This is a genomic window from Enterococcus sp. 3G1_DIV0629 (assembly GCF_002141285.1).
Lineage (GTDB): Bacteria > Bacillota > Bacilli > Lactobacillales > Enterococcaceae > Enterococcus_B > Enterococcus_B lactis.
This window is the reverse complement of the sequence record NZ_NGLI01000001.1, coordinates 1053180-1078434: the sequence shown is the minus strand read 5'-3', so window position 1 is coordinate 1078434 and position 25255 is coordinate 1053180. Positions and strand designations below refer to the sequence as shown.

Below are 25255 nucleotides of genomic sequence, written 5' to 3'. Positions count from 1 at the left end.
CCTAAAATGAATGTAGAACAAAGTATCGCAAAAGATCTATTAGAGATTGAAGCAGTATTTTTAAATCCAAGTGATCCTTTTACTTGGGCAAGTGGAATCAAAAGCCCCATTTACTGTGATAACCGAATCACGATGAGTTATCCAAAAGTCCGAAAAGAGATTGCAAAAGGCTTAGCAAGCAAAATCAAAGAAGCTTTCCCTGAAGTACAAGTAATTGCTGGAACTGCAACGGCAGGAATCCCTCATGCTGCATGGGTAGCGGAAATATTAGACTTGCCAATGGTCTATATTCGAAGTAAGGCGAAAGATCATGGGAAAGGTAACCAAATCGAAGGGCGTATAGTTGAAGGTCAGAAGATGGTTGTGATCGAGGATCTGATTTCTACAGGAGGCAGTGTCTTGGAAGCAGCTGAAGCAGCAAAAAGAGAAGGTGCGGATATCCTTGGTGTTGCAGCTATCTTTACGTATGAGTTGCCAAAAGGAAAAGCAAATTTCGAAAAAGCCGAAATCCCTCTTATGACGTTGACCAATTATTCTGTATTGATCGAAGCAGCTTTAGAAGATCGTTATATCGATGAGCAAGAATTAACTCTGCTAAAAGAATGGAAAAAAGATCCTGAAAATTGGCAGTCTTAAGTACAAAAAACATAGATAATTAAAGAAATAAAGCTATGTTATTTTGAATATTTCTAAATTACCATTTCTCTACACCGTTATATTTTTTAGGGATACAGTTACATAAACTGTATCCTTATTTTTTCATAATCCTGCATGGATGATTTTGATGAGGAAATATATCCATAAGATACATATGCATGATCTTCAATAGCGTTGATTACACAAAGTATGAACGACTTCAACGAGTCAAAATAGCCCCTCAACTGTGTTCCTATCCCACAGTCGAGGGGCTATCTTTGTTTTATATATGTAGAAAAGCAGTCCAACACTTTTACAAAATCGATTGAACACTTATCAGTAAATGATAAAAGTGTTGGGAAATAGTTGTAACTATTGCTTTTACAAGCTGAACAGAAGTTGGCACGATATTTGCTTTATATAAAACTGTCAGCGAGGAGGAAATAAAAATGAATACGATTATTCTAGCTAGTCATGGCGCATTATCTCAAGGGCTAAAACAAACAGCTGAAATGATCTTGGGGCCTGCCACTAATATTTATGCATTATCGGCTTATCGCGATGAAGATGAGCCGATAGAACAACAAATACAAAGTATAGTTTCAAAATTAGGAAAAGAAAATCTATTTATTCTCACAGATATCTTAGGAGGAAGTGTCAATAATGAAATGATAGGACTGTTAAAGAAAGAGCCAGCAATACGCTTGATCACTGGAATGAATCTACCCTTAGTGATTTCAATCGCCACGCAAGTTAACCCAATTGCTGCTGCAGATTTAGAATTGATTATCGAGGAAAGTCGGCAATCATTGATTAATTGCAATCGATTACTAAAAAAATCAAATGAAGGAGGAGATGATCTATGATCAAGTTCATTCGTATCGATCATCGATTGTTACATGGACAAGTGGTGTTTTCTTGGAGTAAATCTTTGCAAATCAACCGACTTATAGTGGTGAATGATGAAGCAGCCAATGATGAATTTAAAAAAATGTCTTTAGAACTATCAAAACCTCAAGGAATCAAACTCAATATACTTACCGTTGAAAATACATTGACAAAAATATCTAAAATAGAAGCATTGAGCGAAAACATCATGATGATCTTTGGCAATACCAAGGATGTTCGTCAGTTTTGCGAAAGTTACTCAAATGTTAAGGAAATCAATTACGGAGGAATCATAAAAAAAGAAGGATCAAAACAATTCAGTAATGCTATCTTCTTGACTGAAAACGAGATAGACGATGCGAAAGTACTAAAATCAATGGGCATCAAACAGTTCATGCAACAGGTTCCAACCTCAAAAAAAGAGGATTTGAATACAATGATTTAAAAAGAAAGGAGTTTACGTTATGTTGTTTCAATCGATTGCCTTAGGTCTGGTCGGAATCGTGTGCATCTTGGACTCTAGACTACTAGGGAGGATGAATTTTGAACGGCCTTTAATCGTGAGTACGTTAGTTGGGTTAGTATTAGGTGACTTGGAAAAAGGTTTGTTGGTTGGTGCTTCTCTGGAATTGATGTCGCTTGGTCTGGTAAATATCGGAGCAGCAGCACCACCAGATATGAATATGGCATCCATTATTGCTACAGCTTTTGCTATTCTATCTGGCTCCAATGCTGAAACTGCTCTGACTATTGCCATTCCAATCTCTGTGTTAGGACAAATGCTTGGAATATTGATGCGGACGGTACTCTCAAATCTGACACATTGGGCAGATAATTTAATCAATGAAGGAAAGTTCAGCAGAGCACGACGGATCCACATAATCTATGGTACGGTCTTATATTCACTGATGTATTTTATCCCTATCTTTTTAGCTGTTTACTTTGGAACAGATTTAGTGAAAAATATCGTGAGCAGTATCCCAGTATGGTTGACAAATGGTCTGACTTTAGCAAGCAAAATTTTACCAGCATATGGTTTTGCTTTGTTGTTACAAACGATGTTGACGAAAAAAATGATCCCGTTTTTATTACTTGGTTTTCTAATCACAGCTTACTCCGGATTAAGCATCACAGGTATCGCAGCTTTTGCTTGCATTGTGGCCTTTGTGATGGCACAAGTCAAATTCAATGGTAAAGATAATAGGACAGCTGTAAGCGAACCTGATCCTTTAGATGATTTATAGAAAGGAGTTTTTTTATGACTAAGAAAGATCAAAATAGTTGGAAGTATTGGCAATTTTTCTGGCGTTCGTGGGCAATACAAGCTTCGTGGAATTACGAACGACAAATGAATATGGGGTTTATGTATGGTATCGCACCAATCATCGATAAAATCTATGACAAGCCAGAAGACAAACAAAAGAAAATCGATGCTTATGAGCGGCACATGGCTTACTACAATTGTACGCCGCAAACAAGTTCATTCGTTTTAGGACTAGCAGCATCTATGGAAGAACAATATGCCGAAGATCAAGAGAATTTCAATCCGGAAACCATCAGTGCTTTGAAGACTTCGCTTATGGGACCTTTGTCAGGAATCGGAGACTCTTTCTTCCAAGGAACCATACGTATTTTGGCCTTTGGCTTTGGAATCAATCTCGCTCAGCAAGGTAGTATCTTAGGCCCTATCTTGGCCATCATCATCTCCTTCATTCCGTCCTTTTTCGTTACATATTATGGCGGAAAAATTGGTTATAATACTGGGAATAAATATTTAGCGAAACTGTATCAAGAAGGTCTGATGGATAAAGTGATGTATGTTTGTACGATTATCGGTTTGATGGTCATTGGAGCTATGATTGCTAGCATGATTGGGATCACCACACCGCTAAGATTCGGCAAGGCGTTTGTTTTACAGGATGTTTTAGATAATATCATGCCCCAGTTGATTCCTTTAGGGCTGACATTTTTTATGTATTGGTTGTTGCAAAAGAAAGTTCGGACCGGTTTGATGCTCACTATTTGTATCGCTGGTGGTGTTTTACTAAGTTTATGCGGGATTTTTAATTAAGGGACCAACCTAATTTAGGTTAAAAATAAATAGTATGAGGAGGAATTCAAACATGAATTCAACATTAAGTCCAAAAGATATCGTCAAAGAAATCATCGCGAACAAAGAGGTGGAGTCCATCGTATTTGTCGGCTGTGGTGCATCGAAAGCAGATCTATATCCAGCAAAATATTTTTTAGAACAAAACGCAAACAAATTACGTATCAGCCACTTTACGGCAAATGAATTCAATTATGCGACACCTCGCTCGATCAACGATCATACTGTAGTTATTTCAGCTTCATTGGGAGGTACGACTCCTGAAACTGTTCAAGCTAACGCAGTAGCGAAAGAACAAGGTGCCACAGTTATTAGTTTAACACATAGCGTAGATTCTCCGTTAACGAAAGATGCAGACTATGTGATTTATCATCGTTTCACAGAAGATTACGCGGCAAAACTAGAAAAAATAGGTTACTGCTTAGAACTTGCAGTTGAACTACTAAATCAGATCGAAGGGTATAAAGACTACGACAAGATGATGGATGGTTTCGACAAAATTTATGATTTGTCGCAAGAAAGCGCAAAGGGAGCACGTCTTCAAGCAAAAAAATTCGCCGAACGTTTCAAAAATGAAAAGGTGATATATGTTATGAGTTCAGGAGCCACTCATGAAGTTGCGTATTCCACTTCTATTTGTTTAATGATGGAGATGCAATGGATTCACTCTGGTACTTTCCATTCTGGTGAATTTTTCCATGGTCCATTTGAAATCACGGACAAAGACGTACCATTTATCTTATTGATGAATGATGGTCGTACGCGTCAAATGGATGCTCGAGCACTGACCTTTTTGAATCGTTTCGATGCAAAAATAGAAATCGTAGATGCTCTAGATTGGGGACTGTCAGCCCACATTGCGAAAGAGGTTCTTGATTACTTCAATCCATTCGTCATCACAGCAGTATTCCGTGTCTATGCAGAAGAATTAGCTGAAGTACGCCAGCATCCGCTGACAAAGCGTCGTTATATGTGGAAACTAAAGTATTAAATTAGAGCTGAGGCCAAGTGCCTCGGCTTTTCTTCCCTTACGTTGAAAAGGGTTTCTTATTCTCGTACAATTGATTGAGCAAGAGTAAATTGGGTGGTGTTGATCATGAATAAAAAAGTAGAAAAATATTTAAAAGAGCTGACAAAAAATTATAGTGAGCATCATGCAGAAGATTTTTCAGCTTTATCAATTAGCGAAAATGTCGGTTTGAATCGCAGTACAACAAGTTTCTACTTAAATCAAGGAATGAAAGAAGGAGTATTGGTCAAGGTCAAGAGTTACCCCGTCTCTTTTTTACATGTTGAAACTTTAGCTGAACTTGGCATTTTCCACAGAGAATCTGAATATGAAACTTGGGAAGACTTATTTGCAGCAGAAAAAGCCAATGCATTAGAAACGGTGATTGGAGCAAATGGCAGCTTAAGAGAAGTAGTTGATCAAATAAAGACAGCAGTACTTTATCCTGGGAATGGGTTGCCTATTCTTTTATCAGGCAATAGCGGTTCAGGGAAAACATTTTTAGCAGAAAAAATCTATGAATATGCTGTAGCAGAAAAGGTCATCCCAAAAGATGCTCCGTTTATCTCTTATAATTGTGCCCAATATTTCAACAATCCTGAACTCTTGTCTTCTGCTTTGTTTGGTCATGTCAAAGGAGCATTTACTGGAGCGGAAAAAGAACATATTGGATTGATAGAAAAAGCTGATAATGGCGTATTATTTTTGGATGAGGTACACCGCTTAAGTGATGAAGGGCAAGAAAAGCTTTTTACATTTATGGATACAGGAGAAATTTCACCGATGGGGGACAATGCAATCAGACATAAAGCAAACGTCCGTATGATATTTGCAACAACTGAGAATGTCTATCAAACATTTTTGCCGACCTTTATTCGCCGTTTGCCAGTGATTGTCATGTTGCCGAATTATGAACGTCGCCCGCAATCAGAGCGTATGCAACTGATAGACACATTTTTTATCAATGAAGCGAATATTTTGTCAAAACGCATCGATGTAAGTTATCAACTAGTGGACTTTTTGCTTAATAGTGACTTAGAAGGCAATGTAGGGAAGATAAAGAACATCGTGAAATATGTCTGCGGTAGTGCGTACGCCAAAAATCAAAATAGTCTGTCTATTCGAGTTCGTTTGAAGGATCTTCCAACTGAAAATACAATGCAGCTAAAAGAGCAGCTGAAAAAAACAATCAAAGCTTTACCAGACCGCCAATATTTGCCACATACAGCTAATCAAGTCTTTTTAGAATCTTCAGAAGTCAGGCAGATCAGGCAGTTATTTGAAAAAATAGTGCAAATGTATCAAAAAGTTGAAAAGCAAGAATTAATGATTAAAAATTTTATTGATCATACGGTAAATCGAATCAATCATTTGATGGACGAGTTTATTTTTAAAGATAGTTATTCGAAAGAAGAATCATTTTATTCTGTACTAACCTATCAGATACGAGAAACTTTTGAATGGATGCATGAAAACTACGGATTGGAACAAGATGGTAATCGTGTGATTGCCCTAGCCCAGTATCTCTACCATAAAAACAACACAGATATGATTGCAGAAAACCATGAATGGCAAAGTGTCAAAGACAAGTTGTTAGAATTGGTTTCGAGTTCCATAGATACTTCTTATTGGTATGCTAAAAAAGTACTAGGACATATTTCTCGACAATTAGATCAAGATTTTAAAGAGGAAGATTTGATTTTTATTTCCTTTTATTTTCATGGGCTGCAGATCACGCTAGGAGAAAAGAAAATCAAGAGTGTCATTTTAGCTCATGGTTATTCTACTGCTAGCAGTATGGCGAACGTAGGCAATCGGATGCTGAAGCAGAATATCTTTCAAGCTTATGATATGCCAATCAATATCACGTTAGCTAAAGTAGAAGAACAAGTTATTCGCTTTATCAATGATCATCAAACGGACGCCGGGTTGATTTTATTAGTAGATATGGGGTCGTTGAACGAAATCGGAAAAAAGCTAGCAGATAAAATACGTGGACCACTGCTGATTATCGATTATGTCTCTACGCCTCTTGTATTGGAGATTGGGCAGTTGATTCAAAGACAAATGTCTATCGCAGAAATCAGCCAAAAAATAGATATAGAAAACAAAGTAAAAAAACAGCTAATTCTACCAAAAAAAGAAAAAACACAGGCAATCTTAACTTGCTGTTACACTGGAATAGGTTCAGCTACTCAAATACAAGAGATTTTGGAATCTTGTTTAGAAAATCATTGCAAAGAATTGACGATTATTCCGTATGATTACAAAAAATTGCAAAAAAATAAAATGTATGAGGATCCTTTCCATATATATGAAGTATTGATGATTGTAGGAACAGAAGATCCCAAAATCGAACAGGTTCCTTATATTGGTCTTGATCATTTAATTAACGGTGAAGATGTTGAGAAGTTCATTTCAATTCTACAAGATTATTTTGACATACGTGATAAAGATTTAAAAGAACAGCTGATGTTCAGCTTTTCAATTAATAAAATCATCGAGAATTTAACGATTTTGGACGCAACTAAACTGTTGCGTTTAGTGCAAAGTGCTGTATCCGAAGCTGAAGAAACCTTAGAGATTACTCTATCTAATAGTAAGTTGTTTTTACTATACCTGCATTGCTGCTGTATGATTGAACGAATTTTAAGGAAAGAAAGTGTGGATGAACAAGAAGATATAGAGGAATATACGACTCAAGCAGGTGCAGAAATGGAACAGATTCATCGTGCCTTTTTCGAGATAGAGAGTGAGTATACTATCAAGATTTCCACATTGGAATTACGATTGATTCATGAAATTATTTATGGATAGGAGGAAGGTTTGTGAATTTAGGCATGATTTTTGATATGGATGGTGTCTTAATTGACTCAGAAAACTTTTATTTTGATCGACGTATGCAATTTTTCAAAGAAAAAAACATCCTACCAGGTTCGACGAATAAGTTGGATTTCGTTGGACTGACAGAAAATGGGATTTGGGAAGTATTGGTCTCAGAAAAAGACCAACGAGCTGATCTTAGAAAAGAATACCTTAAGTACCGGGAAAAACATCCTATTGACTTTAAAATAGCACTGCGAAAGGGTGCGGAAGACATCTTGGATTATTTAAAAAAGAAAAGTATCAAAATTGCTCTTGCTTCTTCTTCTCCGCAAAGAGAAATCGACAAAATGCTGACACAGAATGCTTTAGCAGCTTACTTCGATTTTGTCATTTCAGGGGAAAAGCTATCTCAAAGCAAACCACATCCAGAAATTTATCAAATCGCAGTAAATGCATTGGAGCGTAGACATTGCATCGCAGTAGAAGATTCTCCTGTTGGTATTGCATCAGCAAAAGCAGCTAATTTATATACGATTGCATTAAAGCAAGATCTGCCCCTTGATCAGACACAAGCAGATATCGTGATTGATGAGTTGAATGATATCATCAAAATAATCGAAACTTACGATATAGATTGATTTAACTATCTGAAAAAGATTTAAATGCCCCGGAACTTCGTGAAATTCTTGATTAAGATTCTTGAACAGATAATTAATTAATTGATTGAGAGAAAAAGTGGCTATCAATCAATATAAAAACAGTCCAAAAACTGATTGCGAGAAGCATCTTTTCATCAGGTATGAAAAGAAATTTCTATCGTGATCAGTTTTTGATTTTTGCAAAATTTATTTTGCTAAGACTGGTTAGCAGAGAGAAGAGAATAATCTCTTCTCTGACTCTATTCTATCGAGATTTTCCCTATTTTTTGGTAAGCGGACTGTTGCGAAAATGGAAAAGAGCGGAAATGTTGCGAATGTCAGTTATTTAATGATATGATATTCGGAAAAAGAAATCTCAAAGGGAGGTAACTTTTATGGGATTGAATGAATTTATTTTAGGATTGAACAATTTAGAGACGATCACAAGAGCACCTGGTTTTTTTAAATATACAGAGCATACAGTTGCAGCACATTCGTATCGTGTAGCATCTATTGCGCAAGTTCTGGGAGATATTGAAGAAGCAAATGGGCAGCCAATCGATTGGAAACTGCTCTATGAAAAATCATTGAATCATGACTACACAGAACGTTTTATTGGTGATATCAAAACACCAGTGAAATATGCAAGCAAAGAATTAAGAGGGATGCTGCAAACAGTTGAAGAAAAGATGACGGACGAATTCATCAACCAAGAGATTCCAGCTGAGTTCCAAGAAGTGTATCGCCGTCGGTTGTTCGAAGGAAAAGATGAAACCGTAGAAGGAGAACTATTAGCCATTTCAGATAAGGTTGACCTTCTTTATGAGTCTTTTGATGAAATCATCAAAAATAATCCAGAAAAAGTTTACAAGGAGATGTTCATTGAGGCAGTGACGACTATCAAAAGCTTTGAACATCGGCCTTCTGTTCAGTATTTCTTTAAAGAGATATTTCCGGAACTATTGAACCAGGAATTTTATGGAAAAGAGGCGTTTTTAGAAACCGTCTCAACGATTGTAAAGAAAGAAGAAAAATAAAAACGATATGAGATGCAGGGGGAAGTATAGTTGAAAAAGAATATGGATGTCGAATGGGGCTATTCTGGAGACAGAGGTCCGGAAAATTGGGCGAATTTATGTGATTGGTTTGCGAGAGGTGCGGAATTTCCGTTGCAGTCACCTATTCATTTAACAAAAGGTGAAGAAATAAAAACGAAAGGAGATACACTTTCGTTTCATTATCAAAAGCAACGCTTTACTGACAAGGAATTCAAAAATACGATTCATTTAGTACCTTTTGATCAACTCAGTTATGTAGAGTTCAAGAAAGAACGCTATTATTTGACAGATATTCATTTCCACTTACCATCTGAACATATCATCGACGGGAACCAGGAAGATATTGAGTTTCATTTTGTTCATATGAACAGCAAAAAAGAGAATCTGGTCGTGGGAGTCATGTATCAGTTAATGGAACAGGAAGGTTGGTTTTATGATCAAGAAAACGGAGAGAGATGGAATTTAGAAAAACATGAACACTGGGTAAATCCGGATGTCTTCTTTCCAGAGAAAAAAAGCCATTTTCATTATGTAGGTTCATTGACAACTCCACCTACCAGCGGGCCAATCCAATGGTTTGTGATGGATCATGTAGGAAAATTGAACCAAGAGTTTCTTCTACCCTTCAAAGGGCAGTATGCACAGCCGAACAACCGACCAATTCAACCCTTGAATGGAAGAGAAATTTATTATTTTGAGGAGTTTGAGCAATGAATATTCAACAAATGAAATATGTGGTCGCTGTGGCAAACAATGGTAGTTTCAGAGAAGCTGCAAAGAAAATGTTTGTTTCACAACCAAGTCTTTCAGCTGGTATCAAAGAATTAGAGACCGAGTTAGGGATCACGCTGTTTACTCGAACGAATCGAGGTGCATATTTAACAGAAGAAGGACAAGACTTCTTAAATCGTGCCGAAAAAATCTTGGTTCAGCTTGATACATTAGAAAGTCACTATCTAACGAGTGAAAAGAGAGAGAATTTTTCAATCGCTGCCCAGCATTATGATTTCTTAGGTCCTTTGACCGCACAGCTACTCGAGGAATTCAAAGATGAAATCAAACAATTTCGGATCATGGAGACGACGACGGCGAGAGTAATCGAAGAAGTCAAAGAGCAGCACAGTGAAATCGGCATTATTTATATGAACGAGCATAATCAAGCTGGTATCAGAAGATATTTGCAACAAGGAGAACTAAGTGGCCGCAGCATTGGAAAATTTAAAACACACATTTTTTTAAGGCATGGACATCCGCTAGCTACACACGCAGAGATCACAAAAGAAGAATTGTTATCTTATCCTCAAGTTCGTTTTACACAGGATGGAAATAATTTTCCGTATTTTTATGAAGACCTTATCGAGATTCCTGATCAAGAAACAGTGATCTATACCAGTGACCGAGGGACTTTGATGAATATCGTTCTTGAAACTGATGCGTACGCTTCAGGGTCTGGTATTGTGATTGGAGGAATTCGTGAGCACTTGCGGTTAATTCCTTTAGCAGAAGGCGAACTAAATGAATTTTATATCATTTATTCGGCAAAGCGCCCGCTCAGTGAAATCGCTCAAAGATTTATCAAAGAGCTTACTCGGTTACTGGACCAACAGAATTAAGAAAAGTAGACGGAACATCTGACTGATATTAAGTAGAAAGAACAGCCAAACAAAACAGTTTATTCGAAATAAGGGGTTGTGACATGAATTTTGTCACAACCCCTCTTTTTATAGAAAGCAATCTATAACTGATTGCTTTTATGAAAAAGTACGAAAATATGATTCTAAGAAAATACATTCATTACCCGTTTTGTTTCATAGCTATAATTTTCTCTTCTTCTGGTGTCACGATGACTGTTTTCTGATTTTCATAAATGACGTAACCAGGTTTGGCACCATTTGGCTTGCGGATATGCTTCACCTGTACAAGATCAACTGGTACTTGGGCAGAATATCGATATTTTGAAAAATAGGCAGCTAATTCGGCAGCTTCGGTAATTGTTTCATCTGAAGGCTGATCACTTTTGATGATGACGTGCGAACCAGGGATATTCTTTGCATGGAGCCAATAGTCGGTTTTCTTAGCTGTTTTCATTGTCAGCTGGTCATTTTGAAGATTGTTTTTACCGACAAGAATGAGCGTTCCGTCAGAAGAAAAGTATTGATCAGGCTGAGAAGGTTTCTTTTTCTTTTGTTTTTTCTGTGTCTTCTTTTTCAAATAGCCCTCAGCAGTCAATTCTTCTTTGATTGCTTCGATATCCATCGGACCGGCAATTTCCAGTTGAGACAAGACAGATTCAAGATATTGGATTTCATCTTTGGCTTCTTGGATTTGTTCGCCAATCAACTTAACGGCGTTCTTCAGCTTTTGGTATCGATGGAAATATTTCTGTGCATTTTGATTTGGCGTCAGCGCCGGATCTAATGCTATTTTGATTGGCCGATCTTCTTCATAATAATTAGGTAAAACAACTTCTTTTGCGCCACGTGGTACTTGTGCCAGAAAAGTAGTAAGTAGTTCGCCATCCCTACGGTAATTCTCAGCGTTTTCGGATTCTTTGAGTGTTTGTTCACGTTTTTTCAATTTATTTTTATTTCGTTTTAGTTCATTTTCGATTTTTCGGATCAGTTCTCCGCCTTGTTGTTTTGCTCGATCTTTCTCCGCTTTTTCATGATAATAGCTATCTAATAATTGACTGAGTGTTGGATAAGTTGTCACAGCAGATGCTTGTTCGGAAAATACTTGGTAAACAATTGGCGTAAAGAAATCTTTATTTGTCGTTTCGTAAAAAGTAGGAACTGGGTGATTGATGATCGATGAGAAAAATTCGTCCCAAACAACCATTTTTTCATTAGGACGTTCAAGCAATCTCTTGGTCAGCTCTTGAGCAGTATCGAAACCGATTCCCTGAAACTGATGTTGGATTGCTTTTGGTTCTAGTTCAGTTTGAGAAAGTCGCTGAAAGATTTTTTCTTTATCGGAGCTAAATGGATTCAAGACCTCTTGTTTTGGCGGAGCAATGTATTCTACGCCGGGAAGCAAAGAACGATAAGTGTTTTGAGAGCTTCCGATGTGTTTGATCGCGTCCAATATTTTCCCAGTTTCTTGATTAACTAAGACGATTGTACTATGACGCCCCATTAATTCAACGATCAATATGATATTCTGTAGATCGCCCAACTCGTTGCGCTTAGCAAAGTGAAAATGGATCACTCGATCGTTTTCGATTTGTTCGATGTTTTCTAAAATAGCACCATCCAAATATTTTCGAAGCATCATCACGAAGTTAGGTGGATTATCAGGATTCTGATAATCGATTTGGGTAATCTGTACACGAGCATAACTAGGGTGCGCAGATAATAATAATCGATGGTTTTTGCCGCGTGAACGAATCACCAGCACGATTTCATTTTCATAAGGCTGATGGATTTTCGAGATCCGACCAGATAGTAACGTTTCACGCAATTCGTTGACCATCGCATGGGTAAATACACCATCAAAGGACATGGTTCATTCCTCATTTCTTTTCATAAGTATGTTCATTATAACGAAAAAAAGAAGAAAAACCAATTTGTCCGAATAGTGAAGCAAAAGTCTAGAAAAAACTTGGACTAATTACATAAAAAACAGTGTTTCTATCGTTGAAATCCAAATTTTTAGGTATAATAAAAAATAGGAGAAAAAGTAGAAAAGAAGGTGTTTGTTATTTGGGAAGCAGTTAAATCGAGAGTACAAGAAATGAATGAGCATTTCTCAGTGTCATTCGCAGAAAATCCAAGTAAGTATTTTCGACGTCTTGTGTTTCTGCTCATCTTATCATTGCTGTTAACAATTGCGATGTTTTTGTTGCCGGAAAAAATCCGAGAAGAGCAAGTAAATAGTCTTGTTTATTCATCTATACCAACCAGCAAATTAAAACCTTTTGATTACAGCCAAGCGGATCAGAAAATCAAACAAAGCCGAGCGATATCGGTGATGTTCAGCAAACCGAACGGGAAAACCTATCAGGATATGCTGGATGTCTTTAATGATCCTGAGCTTATGGAAGAATTGAATCGACCGATCTTTTATTATCCGATCGTTTATGATGTACATGAACTGGAACAAAAATATAACATACGAACGGATGAAGTGACATTTATTTTCTTTGATGGAGGAAAAGAAGCAAATCGGATAACTGCGGGTAAGGGAGGAATAACTGATTTTGATAAGGAGTTGATCCCTGAGCTGAATCGACTACCGTTAGCCAATATCAAACAATTAGAAGAAGAAATGGATAGAACAGGAACAGCTTCCCCAAACGCCGAGACTGCTAATTGAGTCGTTAGCGTGATGAAATAGTGGGTCTATATAGCGCTATTTTTAATTATCAGAACAAGTGATGTTTGATCTTCAAAATAACAAATGAAAAAAATGAAAAATATAGTTGACGAAATTCAAAAATTCGATTAGACTTAAATCAATTCTTAAGGAAAGGGTGACCTGTAATGAACTTATCAAAACGTATTTCAGCAGAGAACAAAAAAAATTGGCGCAGCTGGCGTAGATAAGTTGTATTAATGGTGAAACTTTCCCATAGATACAACTTTTTAGAGTGCATTTCTAAAGCTTGTATCTATGCTAGACATGAACATTGACTGCCGCATAGATCCTATCTATGCGGTTTTTTGTGTAAAGACAATGACCGTTTTGGCCATTGTCTTTTTTTGTAGACTGGATACTTGCCTGATTATAATAAATAAAAAGATTGACTTTGCAGGAGGAAAAAAATGAAAAACAAACGTTTAATAACAGTTGTAGTAATTATTTTAGTTTATTTAGCTGGTGCATTTATTTATGGAAAAGCCTCAGGAGAAAAAGAAAGTACTTCGACGAACCAGACAAAGAAAACAACAGTTGTCGGGGTATTGCAATATGTGAGCCATCCGGCATTAGATGAGATTTATCGAGGGATCAAAGATGGTCTGAAAGAAGAAGGATTAAAAGAAGGAGAAAATCTTGAAATCAAATTTCAAAATGGACAAGCCGATCAGAGCAAGCTAGCCACAATGAGTCAACAGCTAGTACAATCCGATCCTGATGTTTTGATCGGAATCGCAACGCCTGCTGCTCAATCATTAGCAAACACGACTTCGTCGATCCCCGTTGTATTAGGTGCTGTAACGGATCCTGTGGGGGCTGGATTAGTTGCTTCTTTAGAGAAGCCTGGTGGAAACGTGACAGGTGTTTCTGATCAGCCACCTGTTGCTTCACAAATCAAGCTTGCTTCTGATTTGTTGCCAAATGCAAAAAAAGTCGGGATCTTGTATGCTTCTTCGGAAGATAATTCAAAATACCAAGTCGCACAAGCGGAAGAAGCTGCAAAAAAAGAAGGGTTAGAAGCAGTAAAATATGCGGTGCCTTCCACTAATGAGATTGCACAAACGGTACAAGTGATGAGCCGACAAGTCGATTTTATCTATGTTCCATTAGACAATACGATTGCCAATGCGATGCAGACAGTGGTGAAAGAAGCGAATAAAGCAAATATCCCCGTCATTCCTTCTGTTGATACAATGGTAGAACAAGGCGGACTAGCTACAATCGGGATCAATCAATATCAATTAGGGCTTCAAAGCGGTAAGATGGCGGCAGAACTTGCGAGCGGAAAAGAAAAACCGGAAACGACGCCTGTTTATACGTTTGATCAAGGGGATACAGTGATCAATCAATCTCAGGCTGATCGCTTAGGAATCACTATTCCTCAATCGATGAAAGAAAAAGCCAAAATCATTACAGATGAGTCGCAACAAGAAACATCTAAGGAGGATGACAAATGATCGTATCAGCTATTTCACAAGGCATGCTTTGGGCAATATTAGGATTAGGGATTTTCATGACCTATCGGATCTTAGATTTTCCTGATATGACGACAGAAGGGTCCTTCCCATTAGGTGCTGCTGTCTGTGTGACAGCTATTACTCATGGGGTAGCACCGATTTTAGCTACGTTATTGGGCGTAGGCGCTGGTATGGTAGCAGGACTCATTACAGGGTTACTTTATACAAAAGGAAAGATACCGGTTATTCTAGCAGGGATTTTAGTGATGTCAGGATTGAACTCAGTTATTTTGTTTGTGATGCGAACACCAAATCTTTCTTTATTGAATCATCCGATTCTACAAGACAGCTTCCATCGCTTTGGGTTACCTGATTACTTTGACACAGTCCTTCTTGGCTTCATCTCTTTGGGCATCTTGATTGCTGTCCTGCTATTCTTCTTCAATACAGATTTAGGTCAAGGCTATATCGCGACAGGAGACAACGAAACGATGGCTCGGTCGTTAGGGATAAAAACCGATCGTATGAAAATTTTAGGTTTAACTTTGTCGAACGGTGTCATTGCATTATCCGGTGCGCTGATTGCCCAGAACGACGGATATGCAGATGTAAATAAAGGGATTGGCGTAATCGTCATCGGTCTTGCTTCCATCATCATCGGTGAAGTGATCTTCCAAGAATTGACGCTAGCAGAAAGATTGATTGCTATTGTTGTCGGCAGTATCATTTATCAGCTATTGATTTTAGTAGTAATCAAACTAGGGTTTGACACGACTTATCTGAAGTTGTTCTCCGCTATCATCTTAGCTATTTGTCTGATGATCCCGCAATTGAAGAAAGCACTGAACTTAAAAACGGGTTTTGAGAAGGAGGCATAGTAATGACAGATATATTGACAATCAAAAATGGCAGAAAAGTCGTAAACAATGGAATGAATGAAGAGAAAGTACTATTGGATGAAATCAACCTTACAATCAGAGAAGGAGACTTCATCACTGTCCTTGGCGGGAATGGTGCTGGAAAAAGCACACTGTTCAATACAATCGCTGGTACGCTTCAACTCAGTCAAGGATCGATCTCTTTTAAAGATCAGCTGATCACAAAAGATTCAGAAGAAAAAAGAGCACGATTCCTTTCTCGGGTTTTCCAAGACCCTAAGATGGGAACGGCACCCCGGATGACTGTAGCAGAAAATCTGCTGCTTGCACAAAAAAGAGGGCAAAAGCGGAAATTCCGTTTACGTAACTTGAAAAATCAAAAAGAAGATTTTTTCAGACTATGTCAAGAAGTCGGTAATGGCCTAGAACAACATTTGGATACTCCAGCAGGGGAATTATCTGGCGGTCAACGCCAAGCATTAAGTTTGCTGATGGCGACGATCACGGCTCCTGAATTACTGTTATTAGATGAACATACTGCCGCTTTAGATCCTAAAACAGCTAAAGCATTAATGCAGTTAACCAATCAGCGGATCAATGAACAAAAATTGACTTGTCTCATGATCACGCATCGAATGGAAGACGCTTTGAAATACGGAAATCGTCTGATCGTACTTCAAAAAGGAAAAATCGTTCAGGATCTTTCTGAAAAAGAAAAGCAACATTTGACAATGGGCGACCTTTTGCAATTCTTTGAAGAAGTAGTGGATTGATTTCGACAGAAAGTCTCCTTCCAGTAGAAGGACTTGAAAACTCATTGACATCTTCCTTTGATTCATCCTATACTTAAAACAATAAACAATTGAACATATATGGGTGTTTTGTAGGATCGCGTAGTCAATGATTTTAACAATTAAATAGAATATTCTTTGCTCTGACAAGTGAACGATGAGAAAAGAATTTGCTACTTTGCCACCTAGACGTTTCGTACTTTTTCGTAACAAACGCTAAGTGGCTTTTTTTATTGAAGTAAGAACAAAGGAGGAATAAGATGATTTCTGGAAAAACCAAATTAGCTGGGCTCTTTGCTGATCCAGCTTCTCACAGTTTATCTCCATTGATGCACAATACTGCTTTTGAAGCAAACGATATCGATGCGGTGTATTTAGCTTTCAAAGTAAATCCAATGAATTTGAAGCAAGCAGTCGAAAGTATTCGAACTTTTGATATGTTAGGTGTAAACCTTTCGATGCCGAATAAAACAGCGGTTATTCCTTACCTGGATGAGGTAAGTCAGGAAGCACAATTGATCGGAGCAGTGAATACGATCGTGCACGAAAAGGGTCGTTTGATTGGCTATAATACCGATGGTGCGGGCTTCATGCAATCCGTGCAAGAAGCTGGGGTTTCGATCGAAAAGAAAAAAATGACTCTACTGGGCGCTGGAGGTGCAGCAAAGGCAGTCACTGTTCAAGCAGCGTTAGACGGCGCTGAGGAAATCGTAGTTTATAAACGAAACAACCAAACATTCGCTCAAGTAAAAGAAACATTCGAACAACTCAGCTATCGAACTTCTTGTAAGATAAAAGTTCGTGACTTTGCCGATACGGATCAATTAAGAAAAGACTTGAAAGAAAGCAGCCTTCTAGTCAATGCAACAGATATCGGGATGGGAAAGAAAATCAATCAGTCACCGCTCTTAGATATAAGCATGATGCATGAGAATCTAGCGGTTTTTGATTTGATTTATGCACCTAGAGAAACACGTTTATTAAAAGAAGCAAAAAAAGTAGGAGCAAAAGGATACAATGGACTTGGCATGTTGATCTACCAAGGAGCAATCGCGTTTGAATTATGGACAAAGGAAAAGATGCCGATCCATGTGATTGAAAAGCTGTTTGATTAAAGAAGGATAATAGATAAAGATTTTTTATTCTCGCATAAACGGTCTCAAGAAAAGTAATCCTTTATGTATCGAAGCATTTATTTCGTTATTTTTTATTAAATTATCAAAAAATGATAGGCTTTTGTCGATTGGTTATCGTATCCTTTATTTATCAGTAAGAAACGAGGAGGAACCACAATGAGTCGGATGGATCGCTATAAGGACATCCATAAGAAGGCGAAACCTCTGAAGCGGGATACGGGGAGTATTTTTGCTAGAAGAGAACGAAAACAAACGCGTATGGAAAACGAGGAAGAGGCTACCCGTATTTATGAAAGAGAGCAGCACTCATTTGAACATTTGAACCAACACGAACAACAGATATATAGAGATGCACCAAGAGCAGAAGAACAACAAAAAAATAAAAAATTTTTCAATCGGCAAAAGAAGAACAAACCATTGAAGCCTCGAAGAAAGCGATCGTGGAAAAAAATCATTCTATCGATTTTGCTTGTTTTGATCCTTTATTCAGGAATCTCATTTTTTATTGGTAAATATGTAGCTGAACATGACACGAGCTTAGAGGCAGCGACTTCAGAAACCTTTCATGGGCAAAAAGCGACGAATGGTGCGCATAATATTTTGATTCTTGGGAGTGATACACGCGGAGAAGATGCCGGGCGAGCCGATACGATCATGGTCTTACAGTTGGATGGTCCTTCCCATAAGCCGAAACTGATTTCTTTTATGCGTGACAGCTTCGTTACGATCCCAGGGGTAGGACAAAATAAGATCAATTCAGCTTATGCATACGGAGGAGCCGATCTAGTGCGTCAAACTTTAGTAGAAAATTTTGGAATCGATTGTCAATACTATGCGAAAGTCGATTTCAAATCGTTTGAAAAAGTGATCGATGCCTTATTCATGAACGGAGTGAAGATCGATGCAGAAAAAGATCTGAATCTGGATGGTGTAGATATTAAAAAAGGGATCCAGAAGATGGATGGACATGTTCTTTTGCAATATGCACGTTTCCGAATGGATGAAGAAGGAGACTTTGGCCGTGTCAGACGCCAACAACAAGTAATGAATGCTATTTTCAGCCAATTGAAGAATCCATTGAATCTGATCCGTGCACCTTATGCAGCTGGTAAAGCTTTAGGGTATACATCCACAGATGTCACTGCTTGGTTCCTGACGAAAAACCTCTTTTCGATTGCACGAGGAGCTGGTGGCATTGATCGAATAAGTGTGCCAGTAGACGGTTCGTGGAATTATGGGCAAAGTGATTATGCTGGAAGTATTCTTGAAATTGATAATCAAATGAATCAATCTGCTATTACAGATTTTTTGAATAAATGATCATAAAAAAGATCAAGAAGAAGCTAGGGCAAGGCTTTTGTCATGAATCAATCAAACGATTCACTCGTAAAAAACGCTTTCTTATGGTAGATTATAACCAAGAAAGGAGCTGTTTTCATTGGATATCTATCTGAACTTCAAAAATGAGTCTCGTGAAGCCATCGCTTTTTATGAAAAAGTTTTTGAGACTGAAGCATCAGGTATCACCACATACGGTGAAATGCCTGGAATAGAACAAATGAACTTGCCAGAAGAAGCAAAAAATCTAATCACGAATGCACGGTTGAACATTTATGATACATTAGTTATGTTTGCAGATACGCCAGAAGGAATTGGTCCTGAATTAGTTGTTGGAAATAATGTTTCTTTAGTCATCCAGACAAGAAATGAAGAAGAAACGAAGCGTCTATTTGAAAGCTTAGCTGAGGGTGGTAAGATTGAGATGCCGCTGGATGCTGTTCCGTGGGCTCAGTTGTATGGGATGGTAACTGATCGATTTGGCATCAACTGGCAGATTAACCAAGAGTGACAGCTAAAGATATTTTCTAGAAACATCAAGCAGCAAACGGACATCGTTTGTTTGCTTGATGTTTTTTGTGCCTATTTCGACTATACGGTATCTTTTTTTATTGCCAGATGCGAAAATATGTTCCATAATAGAGAAGTCCGCAAAAAATCAAGTAACGGAGGTCAGAAGATGAAGACGGTGATACTAGCTGAAAAACCTTCACAAGCAAAAGCCTATGCCGAAACCTTCCAACAGCGAAAGCGGCATGAAGGGTATTATGAAATCAGCGATCCATTGTTTGCTGGTGAAGTAACCATCACTTATGGTTTTGGACATTTGGTAGATATGGTTGCTCCAGGAGCTTATGAAGAGCGTTGGGCAAAATGGTCTTTAGAAAATTTGCCTATTTTCCCAGAAACCTTCCGTTACGAAGTTCCAATGGACAAACGTGCACAATTTTCGATCGTAAAACGAGAATTGCAGTCAGCCGATACCATCATTATTGCAACAGATGGTGATCGAGAAGGTGAAGCCATCGCGTGGTCGATTATTCGACAAGCAAACGCATTTTCTAAGGAAAAGAACTATTTACGTTTATGGATCAATTCTCTTGAAAAAGAAGCAATATATGAAGGCTTTAAGAATCTCCAACCTGGAAAGAACTATTTTCCAAAATATAAAGAAGCGCAAGCAAGGCAGAATGCTGATTGGCTGATTGGAATGAACGGAAGCCCATTATATAGCTTACTGCTTCAACGAAAAGGGATTGATGGCAGTTTTTCTCTTGGTCGTGTACAAACGCCGACACTCTATATGATTTATCAGCTGCAAGAAGAAATCAAACACTTCAAAAAAGAAACCTACTTTGAAGGAGAAGGTTTAATTACGACAAACAAAGGACAGTTTTCTGGAAAAATCGTACCAAAAAAAGCATTTAAAACCCAAGAAGAGTTAACGAAGGAAATAGAGAGACTCGGAGCGCATTTAGGTAAGCAAAACGGACGGATTCTTGAAGTTATGAAAAAGGAAAAGAGGTTGCATAGCCCACGTTTATTTTCGCTATCTAGTTTGCAGACAAAGATGAATCAGCTAATGAAAGCAAGTGCTAAAGCCACACTTGATGCTGCTCAAGGACTGTATGAAAGCAAGTTTCTAAGCTATCCAAGAACGGATTCCTTTTACATCACAGAAAATGAGCATCAGTATCTGGTTAAACATCTGCAAAACTATAAAAAGTTTTTAGGAATAGAAGAAGTACAGACAACTGAGATCAGAGCAAAGAAACGGTATGTCGATGCGAAAAAAGTTCAAGAACATCACGCAATCATTCCGACAAAGACGATTCCGACTCCTGCACGCTTTGCGAAGCTATCTAAATTACAGCAAGCAATCTATTTGCAAGTCTTACGTACCACTGTGGCTATGTTTGCCGCAGATTATATTTATGAAGAGACGACTGTAATGACAGGTGTACAGCAATTAAAGCTAAAAAGCATCGGAAAGATCCCATTACAGCAAGGGTGGCAGGAAATCTTGCGCATCAAGTCAAAAAAGAAAGAAGCTCAGACTCTTCCTCTTATCGTAGAAAATGAAGAAGCAGAAGTAGAGCTGAAAAGTATGGAGAAAGAAACACAACCTCCGAAACCCTATACCGAAGGAACGTTGATCACAGCAATGAAAACTGCGGGAAAAACGCTGGATAATGATGAAGCGCAAGAAATCCTCAAAGAAGTAGAAGGAATAGGAACAGAAGCTACACGGGCCAATATCATTGAAAATCTTAAGCAGAAACATTACATCGAAGTCAATAAAAACGAAATAATCGTTACGCCAAAAGGAATCACTCTTTGTAAGGCAGTAGCTAATGAACCATTGCTGACAAGTGCAGAAATGACTGCACGCTGGGAAGGATACTTGAGAAAAATTGGTAACCAAGAAGGGACGCCATCTGTTTTTTTAGAGAACATCAAAAAATTCATCCTACATTTATTGACAGAAGTACCTAATCAAATCGATAAGGTAGATTTTTCAGATGAGATCAGCGGAACACGCCAGATAAAAGCGATGGAGAAGAAAAACGATCAATTAGGAAGATGTCCAAAATGTAAAAAAGGGACAGTCATGCTTTATCCTAAAATCGCTACATGCTTGAACCCGGAATGCGACTTCAAATTGTGGCCAACAGTAGCTAAAAAGAAGCTGACTAAAACGAATCTCAGAGATTTGCTTTCAAAAGGAAAGACAAGTAAAGTTGTCAAAGGTTTTACTGGTAAAAAAGGAAAATTCGATGCAGTTTTAGTATTAAAAGAAGATATGACGATTGGTTTTTCTTTTCCTTGGATCGAAAACAGTGGAACAAAAGCAGTTGATGGAAACAAAGAAACATCAAGAAAAAATAATGAAAACGAAGTAGAGTAAATGAAAACAATGAAATAGCAGAATATTTATTCCGAAAAGTGAGAATATAAATACTAATAAAACTAAAAAATATCAGTCAATCAAGCAAAAAAGTTAGGGTAGGCTGATTTTATATAGATAGCAAGGAGTTTTTTTATTTGAAAAAAGTGCATTCATTTTTAAATTATCTTATGGGAGCAATCACGATTGTGGCTGTGTACCAAGCATTTCTAAAGTATCCTGATTACGGGACGAAGTTGTTGTCATTGACGCACAATCAAACAGCATATTCACCAACGTTGATTTTATCGACTTTGACTGCAGGAGCTAAAAGCGCTACTTATTTTTTTCATAAAACGACAAGCATGTTGAAGCGAAAGAAACAGCGTAAACAATTGTTGATGGTGGTAGGGGCTATGATTATTATTTATTTCCTACCAGTTATTACACAAGTATTCCATCAATATTTTGGTTAAGAATACGAGAGTTTGTGACAAAAGTCATGTCACAAACTTTTTCTTTACCATTTTTTCGTAAGAAAAAGCAAAACAATAGTATATACATTGATTAAATGTATATACTTGGATATAATGTACTTACTATAGAACGGTATAGAGGGTGGCGAAATATGAAAAAAATGAAAAAGTATAAAATTAGAAAATCCGGCAATAGCGATGTAACAACTATCCCACCAGAAGTAAAAGAATTCATGGGAGTGCAGACTGGTGACGCAATCAGTTATGTTTTTCAATCTGATGGTTCTGTACGAATGATCAAAGCACAAGAAGAACCTGATATTGATTCATTAGTTGATTCGATCATGAATCAATATGAAGACGCGTTAAAAGATTTGGTTGATTTATGAGGTATCTTTCGACTAAAGAAATTATCAAAATCAACGCAAAAGTTATTTTACGTTACTCACCAGGCGAAATGATTGGTGTAAAAGATGCCAATGCATTAGATATGGCTGTTAAACAGCCTTCACAAGCAGTATTTAATCAAGAACTCTATCCCGAAGTCTATGAAAAAGCAGCGATTTTAGCAATTAATTTAGCTAAAAAACATCCTTTTCATAATGGCAATAAACGAACGGCTCTTGTTGCCATGTTGTTGTTTCTTCAATTGAATAATTGTCCAGTTGCTTTTTCTCGTCAAGAAGCTGTTGATTTTATCATAATGATTACCACTAGTTCATTGGATTTCGATTCACTAAAGTCCAAGATAACCAATTATTTACGACAAACCGCAATAAAATGAACGAATTAAAAACTTTATTTCTCAATTAGATCAGCATGTCATTAAAGAATATGCTGATTTTTTGTATGGTTGTTCATACAAAATAGTTTTTTCATAAAAATATAGATTAATTTTGAAATAATTGATTTAAAAGGAATACAAAAGAGTGAATAGTAGGAAATAGTGGTTTAGAACTAGTGGATTGATTTTTTATATATTTTAGTTTACATAATATATATTATACAAAGTAGATTCAAAAAATAATAAACCTCTCTCGAACTGTTTTTTATCAAAAATCGTCATTTTTCCATCAAAATCTACTTGTGCAAAATTATAAAAAAATTTTGCAGTTTTTCTTACTTTTTTAACGTTTAATTAAATGATAAAAACCATTTTCTTTATACAGTTCATCAGATTATGACTCACTGTATTTGTGTTTGCCATCACTGAAGGATTTTTAATCACATAGATAAATCATTTACTTAAGTTTTAGTTGTCATTGATATCGATTCGATTATTTAATCAGCAGATTACATTTCATACGTATGGATCATTTTCGACCGGATCAATTATAATCATTCTGTTTATTTGCTTACCTATAGATATCAATAAAAAACCTGCTTAACAGATATTTCAGCTGTTAAGCAGGTTTTGACTTTTTAGTTCTTACTCATTATTTCTTATAATACAGTGTTCAATACTTCTCTTAAAGCACTTGTTGATTTGCTGAACATTGCTTTTTCTTCTTCGTTGATGGATAATTCAACAACTTCACGAACACCATTTTCGTCAACGATTGATGGCACACCTGTAAAGATATCTTTTTCGTCGTATTCACCAGTTAAGTAAGCAGATACAGGCAATACAGCTTGTTCGTTATTCAAGATAGCTTTTACGATACGTGCAGTACTCATACCAATACCATAATAAGTTGCTTTTTTACGATCAATGATCTCATAAGCAGCATTACGAACTTTATCAGCAATTACATCTAATTCGTCTTTAGCGATACGATGATCTTTTTCTACGATTTCAAAAACTGGTTTACCACCAACAGTTGTATGTGACCATGCAGCAACTTCTGAATCACCATGTTCACCTAAGATATAGCCGTGAACGCTACGTGGGTCTACTTTTAATTTCAATGCGATTTCTTTACGGAAACGAGTTGTATCCAATGTTGTACCAGTACCGATAACACGTGATGTTGGCAGGCCTGATTCGTTCCAAGCGATATATGTTAAAATATCTACTGGGTTTGAAGCAACAACGATAATTCCGTCGAATCCTGAGCCCATGATTTCTTTGACGATTTGGCGCATGATTGACGCATTTGTCTTAACTAAATCTAAACGAGATTGACCAGGTTTTTGGTTGATACCAGCTGTGATAACAACGATATCTGCATCTTTACATTCTTCATAACCGCCTGACCATACAGCAACGTTTTCATCGCCCCAAGCCATACCATCTAATAGATCCAGTGCTTCCCCTTCTGCTTTTTCTTGGTTCACATCGATCAAGACTAATTCATTAGAGATTCCTTGGTTGATCATTGCATAAGCGATACTTGTTCCAACAAAACCTGTACCGACGATTACTACTTTACGACTTGTTTTTTTCATGAATAAACAGCTCCTTTTTCATAACTATTTGTTACTTTCATGGAAATTATAGTCTTGTTTATTCATTTTATCAATATGTTAATTATAATAGTTGTTATTATAATTTTTGATGGAAACGAATTCCTAAATACGTACAACAGATAACTGATAAACGATTACACCCATGTACCCTGCTAACACAACTAAAAGTACTAACGCTATCACTAATGGAGCTACTTTAGCTCCGCCTTTATCAAAGCTATACTTTTTCCTTGTACGCTTTAGAACTGAAAATAAAACCAAGCCAAAAATAATTAACCATAATAAAAAGCCAATCGCACCTAAAATCAATATCCCTTCATTTACGATTGAAATCCCTATATCCATTTGCTCTGCTCCCTCAT

25 protein-coding genes and 1 pseudogene are annotated in these 25255 nt (G+C 37.2%); 23 read left to right on the top strand and 3 right to left on the bottom strand.

Annotation, left to right across the window (positions count from 1 at the left end; translation table 11 throughout):
- Positions 1–6: 6 nt before the first annotated feature.
- The 12 genes and pseudogenes from pyrE to A5816_RS05455 all read left to right on the top strand — a co-directional run bounded on the left by pyrE (position 7) and on the right by A5816_RS05455 (position 10778).
- Complete coding sequence (pyrE, locus tag A5816_RS16530) at positions 7–636, top strand: orotate phosphoribosyltransferase (protein ID WP_029744090.1); 630 nt, start codon at positions 7–9, stop codon at positions 634–636.
- A gap of 449 nt (positions 637–1085) precedes the next feature.
- A complete protein-coding gene (locus A5816_RS05505) occupies positions 1086–1502 on the top strand; it encodes a PTS sugar transporter subunit IIA (RefSeq protein WP_086310912.1) in 417 nt (138 codons plus the stop codon).
- The gene (locus tag A5816_RS05500; RefSeq protein WP_002324823.1) at positions 1499–1969 is read left to right on the top strand and encodes a PTS sugar transporter subunit IIB; all 471 of its coding nucleotides are present in this window, start codon (positions 1499–1501) and stop codon (positions 1967–1969) included. Before A5816_RS05505 ends, A5816_RS05500 begins: the two co-directional genes overlap by 4 nt.
- Positions 1970–1988: 19 nt before the next feature.
- The gene (locus A5816_RS05495) at positions 1989–2768 is read left to right on the top strand and encodes a PTS sugar transporter subunit IIC (RefSeq protein WP_086310911.1); all 780 of its coding nucleotides are present in this window, start codon (positions 1989–1991) and stop codon (positions 2766–2768) included.
- Positions 2769–2782: 14 nt separating this feature from the next.
- Positions 2783–3595, top strand: coding sequence for a PTS system mannose/fructose/sorbose family transporter subunit IID (locus A5816_RS05490; protein WP_086310910.1), 813 nt, complete (start codon positions 2783–2785; stop codon positions 3593–3595).
- Between the two features lie 52 nt (positions 3596–3647).
- Positions 3648–4625 carry an SIS domain-containing protein gene (locus A5816_RS05485; RefSeq protein WP_086310909.1) on the top strand — a complete coding sequence of 326 codons (978 nt, stop codon included), beginning with the start codon at positions 3648–3650 and terminating at the stop codon, positions 4623–4625.
- 105 nt (positions 4626–4730) lie between these two features.
- A complete protein-coding gene (locus A5816_RS05480; RefSeq protein ID WP_086311173.1) occupies positions 4731–7460 on the top strand; it encodes a sigma 54-interacting transcriptional regulator in 2730 nt (909 codons plus the stop codon).
- Between the two features lie 11 nt (positions 7461–7471).
- On the top strand, positions 7472–8107 hold the full coding sequence (locus A5816_RS05475; protein WP_086310908.1) for an HAD family phosphatase: 636 nt from the start codon (positions 7472–7474) through the stop codon (positions 8105–8107).
- A 107-nt stretch (positions 8108–8214) separates the two neighbouring features.
- Positions 8215–8465, top strand: a pseudogene (locus tag A5816_RS16650) (hypothetical protein).
- A 37-nt stretch (positions 8466–8502) separates the two neighbouring features.
- A complete protein-coding gene (locus tag A5816_RS05465) occupies positions 8503–9144 on the top strand; it encodes a YfbR-like 5'-deoxynucleotidase (RefSeq protein ID WP_002288886.1) in 642 nt (213 codons plus the stop codon).
- A 42-nt stretch (positions 9145–9186) separates the two neighbouring features.
- Entirely contained in the window at positions 9187–9879 is a 693-nt protein-coding gene (locus A5816_RS05460; protein WP_002372449.1) for a carbonic anhydrase family protein, read from the top strand.
- On the top strand, positions 9876–10778 hold the full coding sequence (locus A5816_RS05455; RefSeq protein ID WP_002372451.1) for a LysR family transcriptional regulator: 903 nt from the start codon (positions 9876–9878) through the stop codon (positions 10776–10778). The genes A5816_RS05460 and A5816_RS05455 overlap by 4 nt, the downstream gene beginning before the upstream one ends.
- Positions 10779–10959: 181 nt before the next feature.
- Here the strand turns inward: A5816_RS05455 and efbA are convergent, their stop codons facing one another.
- Positions 10960–12666 (bottom strand): fibronectin-binding protein EfbA, encoded by a 1707-nt coding sequence (efbA, locus tag A5816_RS05450; RefSeq protein ID WP_086310907.1) that lies wholly within the window; start codon positions 12664–12666, stop codon positions 10960–10962.
- A gap of 189 nt (positions 12667–12855) precedes the next feature.
- On the opposite strand from efbA, the gene A5816_RS05445 reads away from it, so the two are divergent.
- From A5816_RS05445 to A5816_RS05395, 11 genes are all read left to right on the top strand, one after another.
- Positions 12856–13479 carry a hypothetical protein gene (locus A5816_RS05445; RefSeq protein WP_086310906.1) on the top strand — a complete coding sequence of 208 codons (624 nt, stop codon included), beginning with the start codon at positions 12856–12858 and terminating at the stop codon, positions 13477–13479.
- 449 nt (positions 13480–13928) lie between these two features.
- Positions 13929–14978, top strand: coding sequence for a tryptophan ABC transporter substrate-binding protein (gene trpX, locus A5816_RS05440; RefSeq protein WP_010732636.1), 1050 nt, complete (start codon positions 13929–13931; stop codon positions 14976–14978).
- Positions 14975–15856 (top strand): ABC transporter permease, encoded by an 882-nt coding sequence (locus tag A5816_RS05435; RefSeq protein WP_002309295.1) that lies wholly within the window; start codon positions 14975–14977, stop codon positions 15854–15856. Before trpX ends, A5816_RS05435 begins: the two co-directional genes overlap by 4 nt.
- A 2-nt stretch (positions 15857–15858) precedes the next feature.
- The gene (locus tag A5816_RS05430) at positions 15859–16629 is read left to right on the top strand and encodes an ABC transporter ATP-binding protein (RefSeq protein ID WP_002309294.1); all 771 of its coding nucleotides are present in this window, start codon (positions 15859–15861) and stop codon (positions 16627–16629) included.
- 278 nt (positions 16630–16907) lie between these two features.
- Positions 16908–17762, top strand: a complete 855-nt coding sequence (aroE, locus tag A5816_RS05425) for a shikimate dehydrogenase (RefSeq protein ID WP_086310905.1) — start codon at positions 16908–16910, stop codon at positions 17760–17762.
- Positions 17763–17939: 177 nt separating this feature from the next.
- Positions 17940–19103, top strand: coding sequence for an LCP family protein (locus tag A5816_RS05420; RefSeq protein ID WP_086310904.1), 1164 nt, complete (start codon positions 17940–17942; stop codon positions 19101–19103).
- Between the two features lie 118 nt (positions 19104–19221).
- Positions 19222–19632, top strand: a complete 411-nt coding sequence (locus tag A5816_RS05415) for a VOC family protein (RefSeq protein WP_002299733.1) — start codon at positions 19222–19224, stop codon at positions 19630–19632.
- A gap of 168 nt (positions 19633–19800) precedes the next feature.
- A complete protein-coding gene (gene topB, locus A5816_RS05410) occupies positions 19801–22029 on the top strand; it encodes a type IA DNA topoisomerase (RefSeq protein ID WP_044146630.1) in 2229 nt (742 codons plus the stop codon).
- Between the two features lie 170 nt (positions 22030–22199).
- Positions 22200–22484, top strand: a complete 285-nt coding sequence (locus tag A5816_RS05405; protein ID WP_002313773.1) for a hypothetical protein — start codon at positions 22200–22202, stop codon at positions 22482–22484.
- Between the two features lie 152 nt (positions 22485–22636).
- Positions 22637–22873, top strand: a complete 237-nt coding sequence (locus tag A5816_RS05400; RefSeq protein WP_002289715.1) for an AbrB family transcriptional regulator — start codon at positions 22637–22639, stop codon at positions 22871–22873.
- Complete coding sequence (locus tag A5816_RS05395; RefSeq protein ID WP_002400189.1) at positions 22870–23268, top strand: type II toxin-antitoxin system death-on-curing family toxin; 399 nt, start codon at positions 22870–22872, stop codon at positions 23266–23268. Before A5816_RS05400 ends, A5816_RS05395 begins: the two co-directional genes overlap by 4 nt.
- A gap of 659 nt (positions 23269–23927) precedes the next feature.
- Here the strand turns inward: A5816_RS05395 and A5816_RS05390 are convergent.
- Positions 23928–24872, bottom strand: coding sequence for an L-lactate dehydrogenase (locus A5816_RS05390; RefSeq protein ID WP_002400190.1), 945 nt, complete (start codon positions 24870–24872; stop codon positions 23928–23930).
- 123 nt (positions 24873–24995) lie between these two features.
- Positions 24996–25238, bottom strand: a complete 243-nt coding sequence (locus A5816_RS05385; protein ID WP_002329193.1) for a hypothetical protein — start codon at positions 25236–25238, stop codon at positions 24996–24998.
- Positions 25239–25255 lie beyond the last annotated feature (17 nt).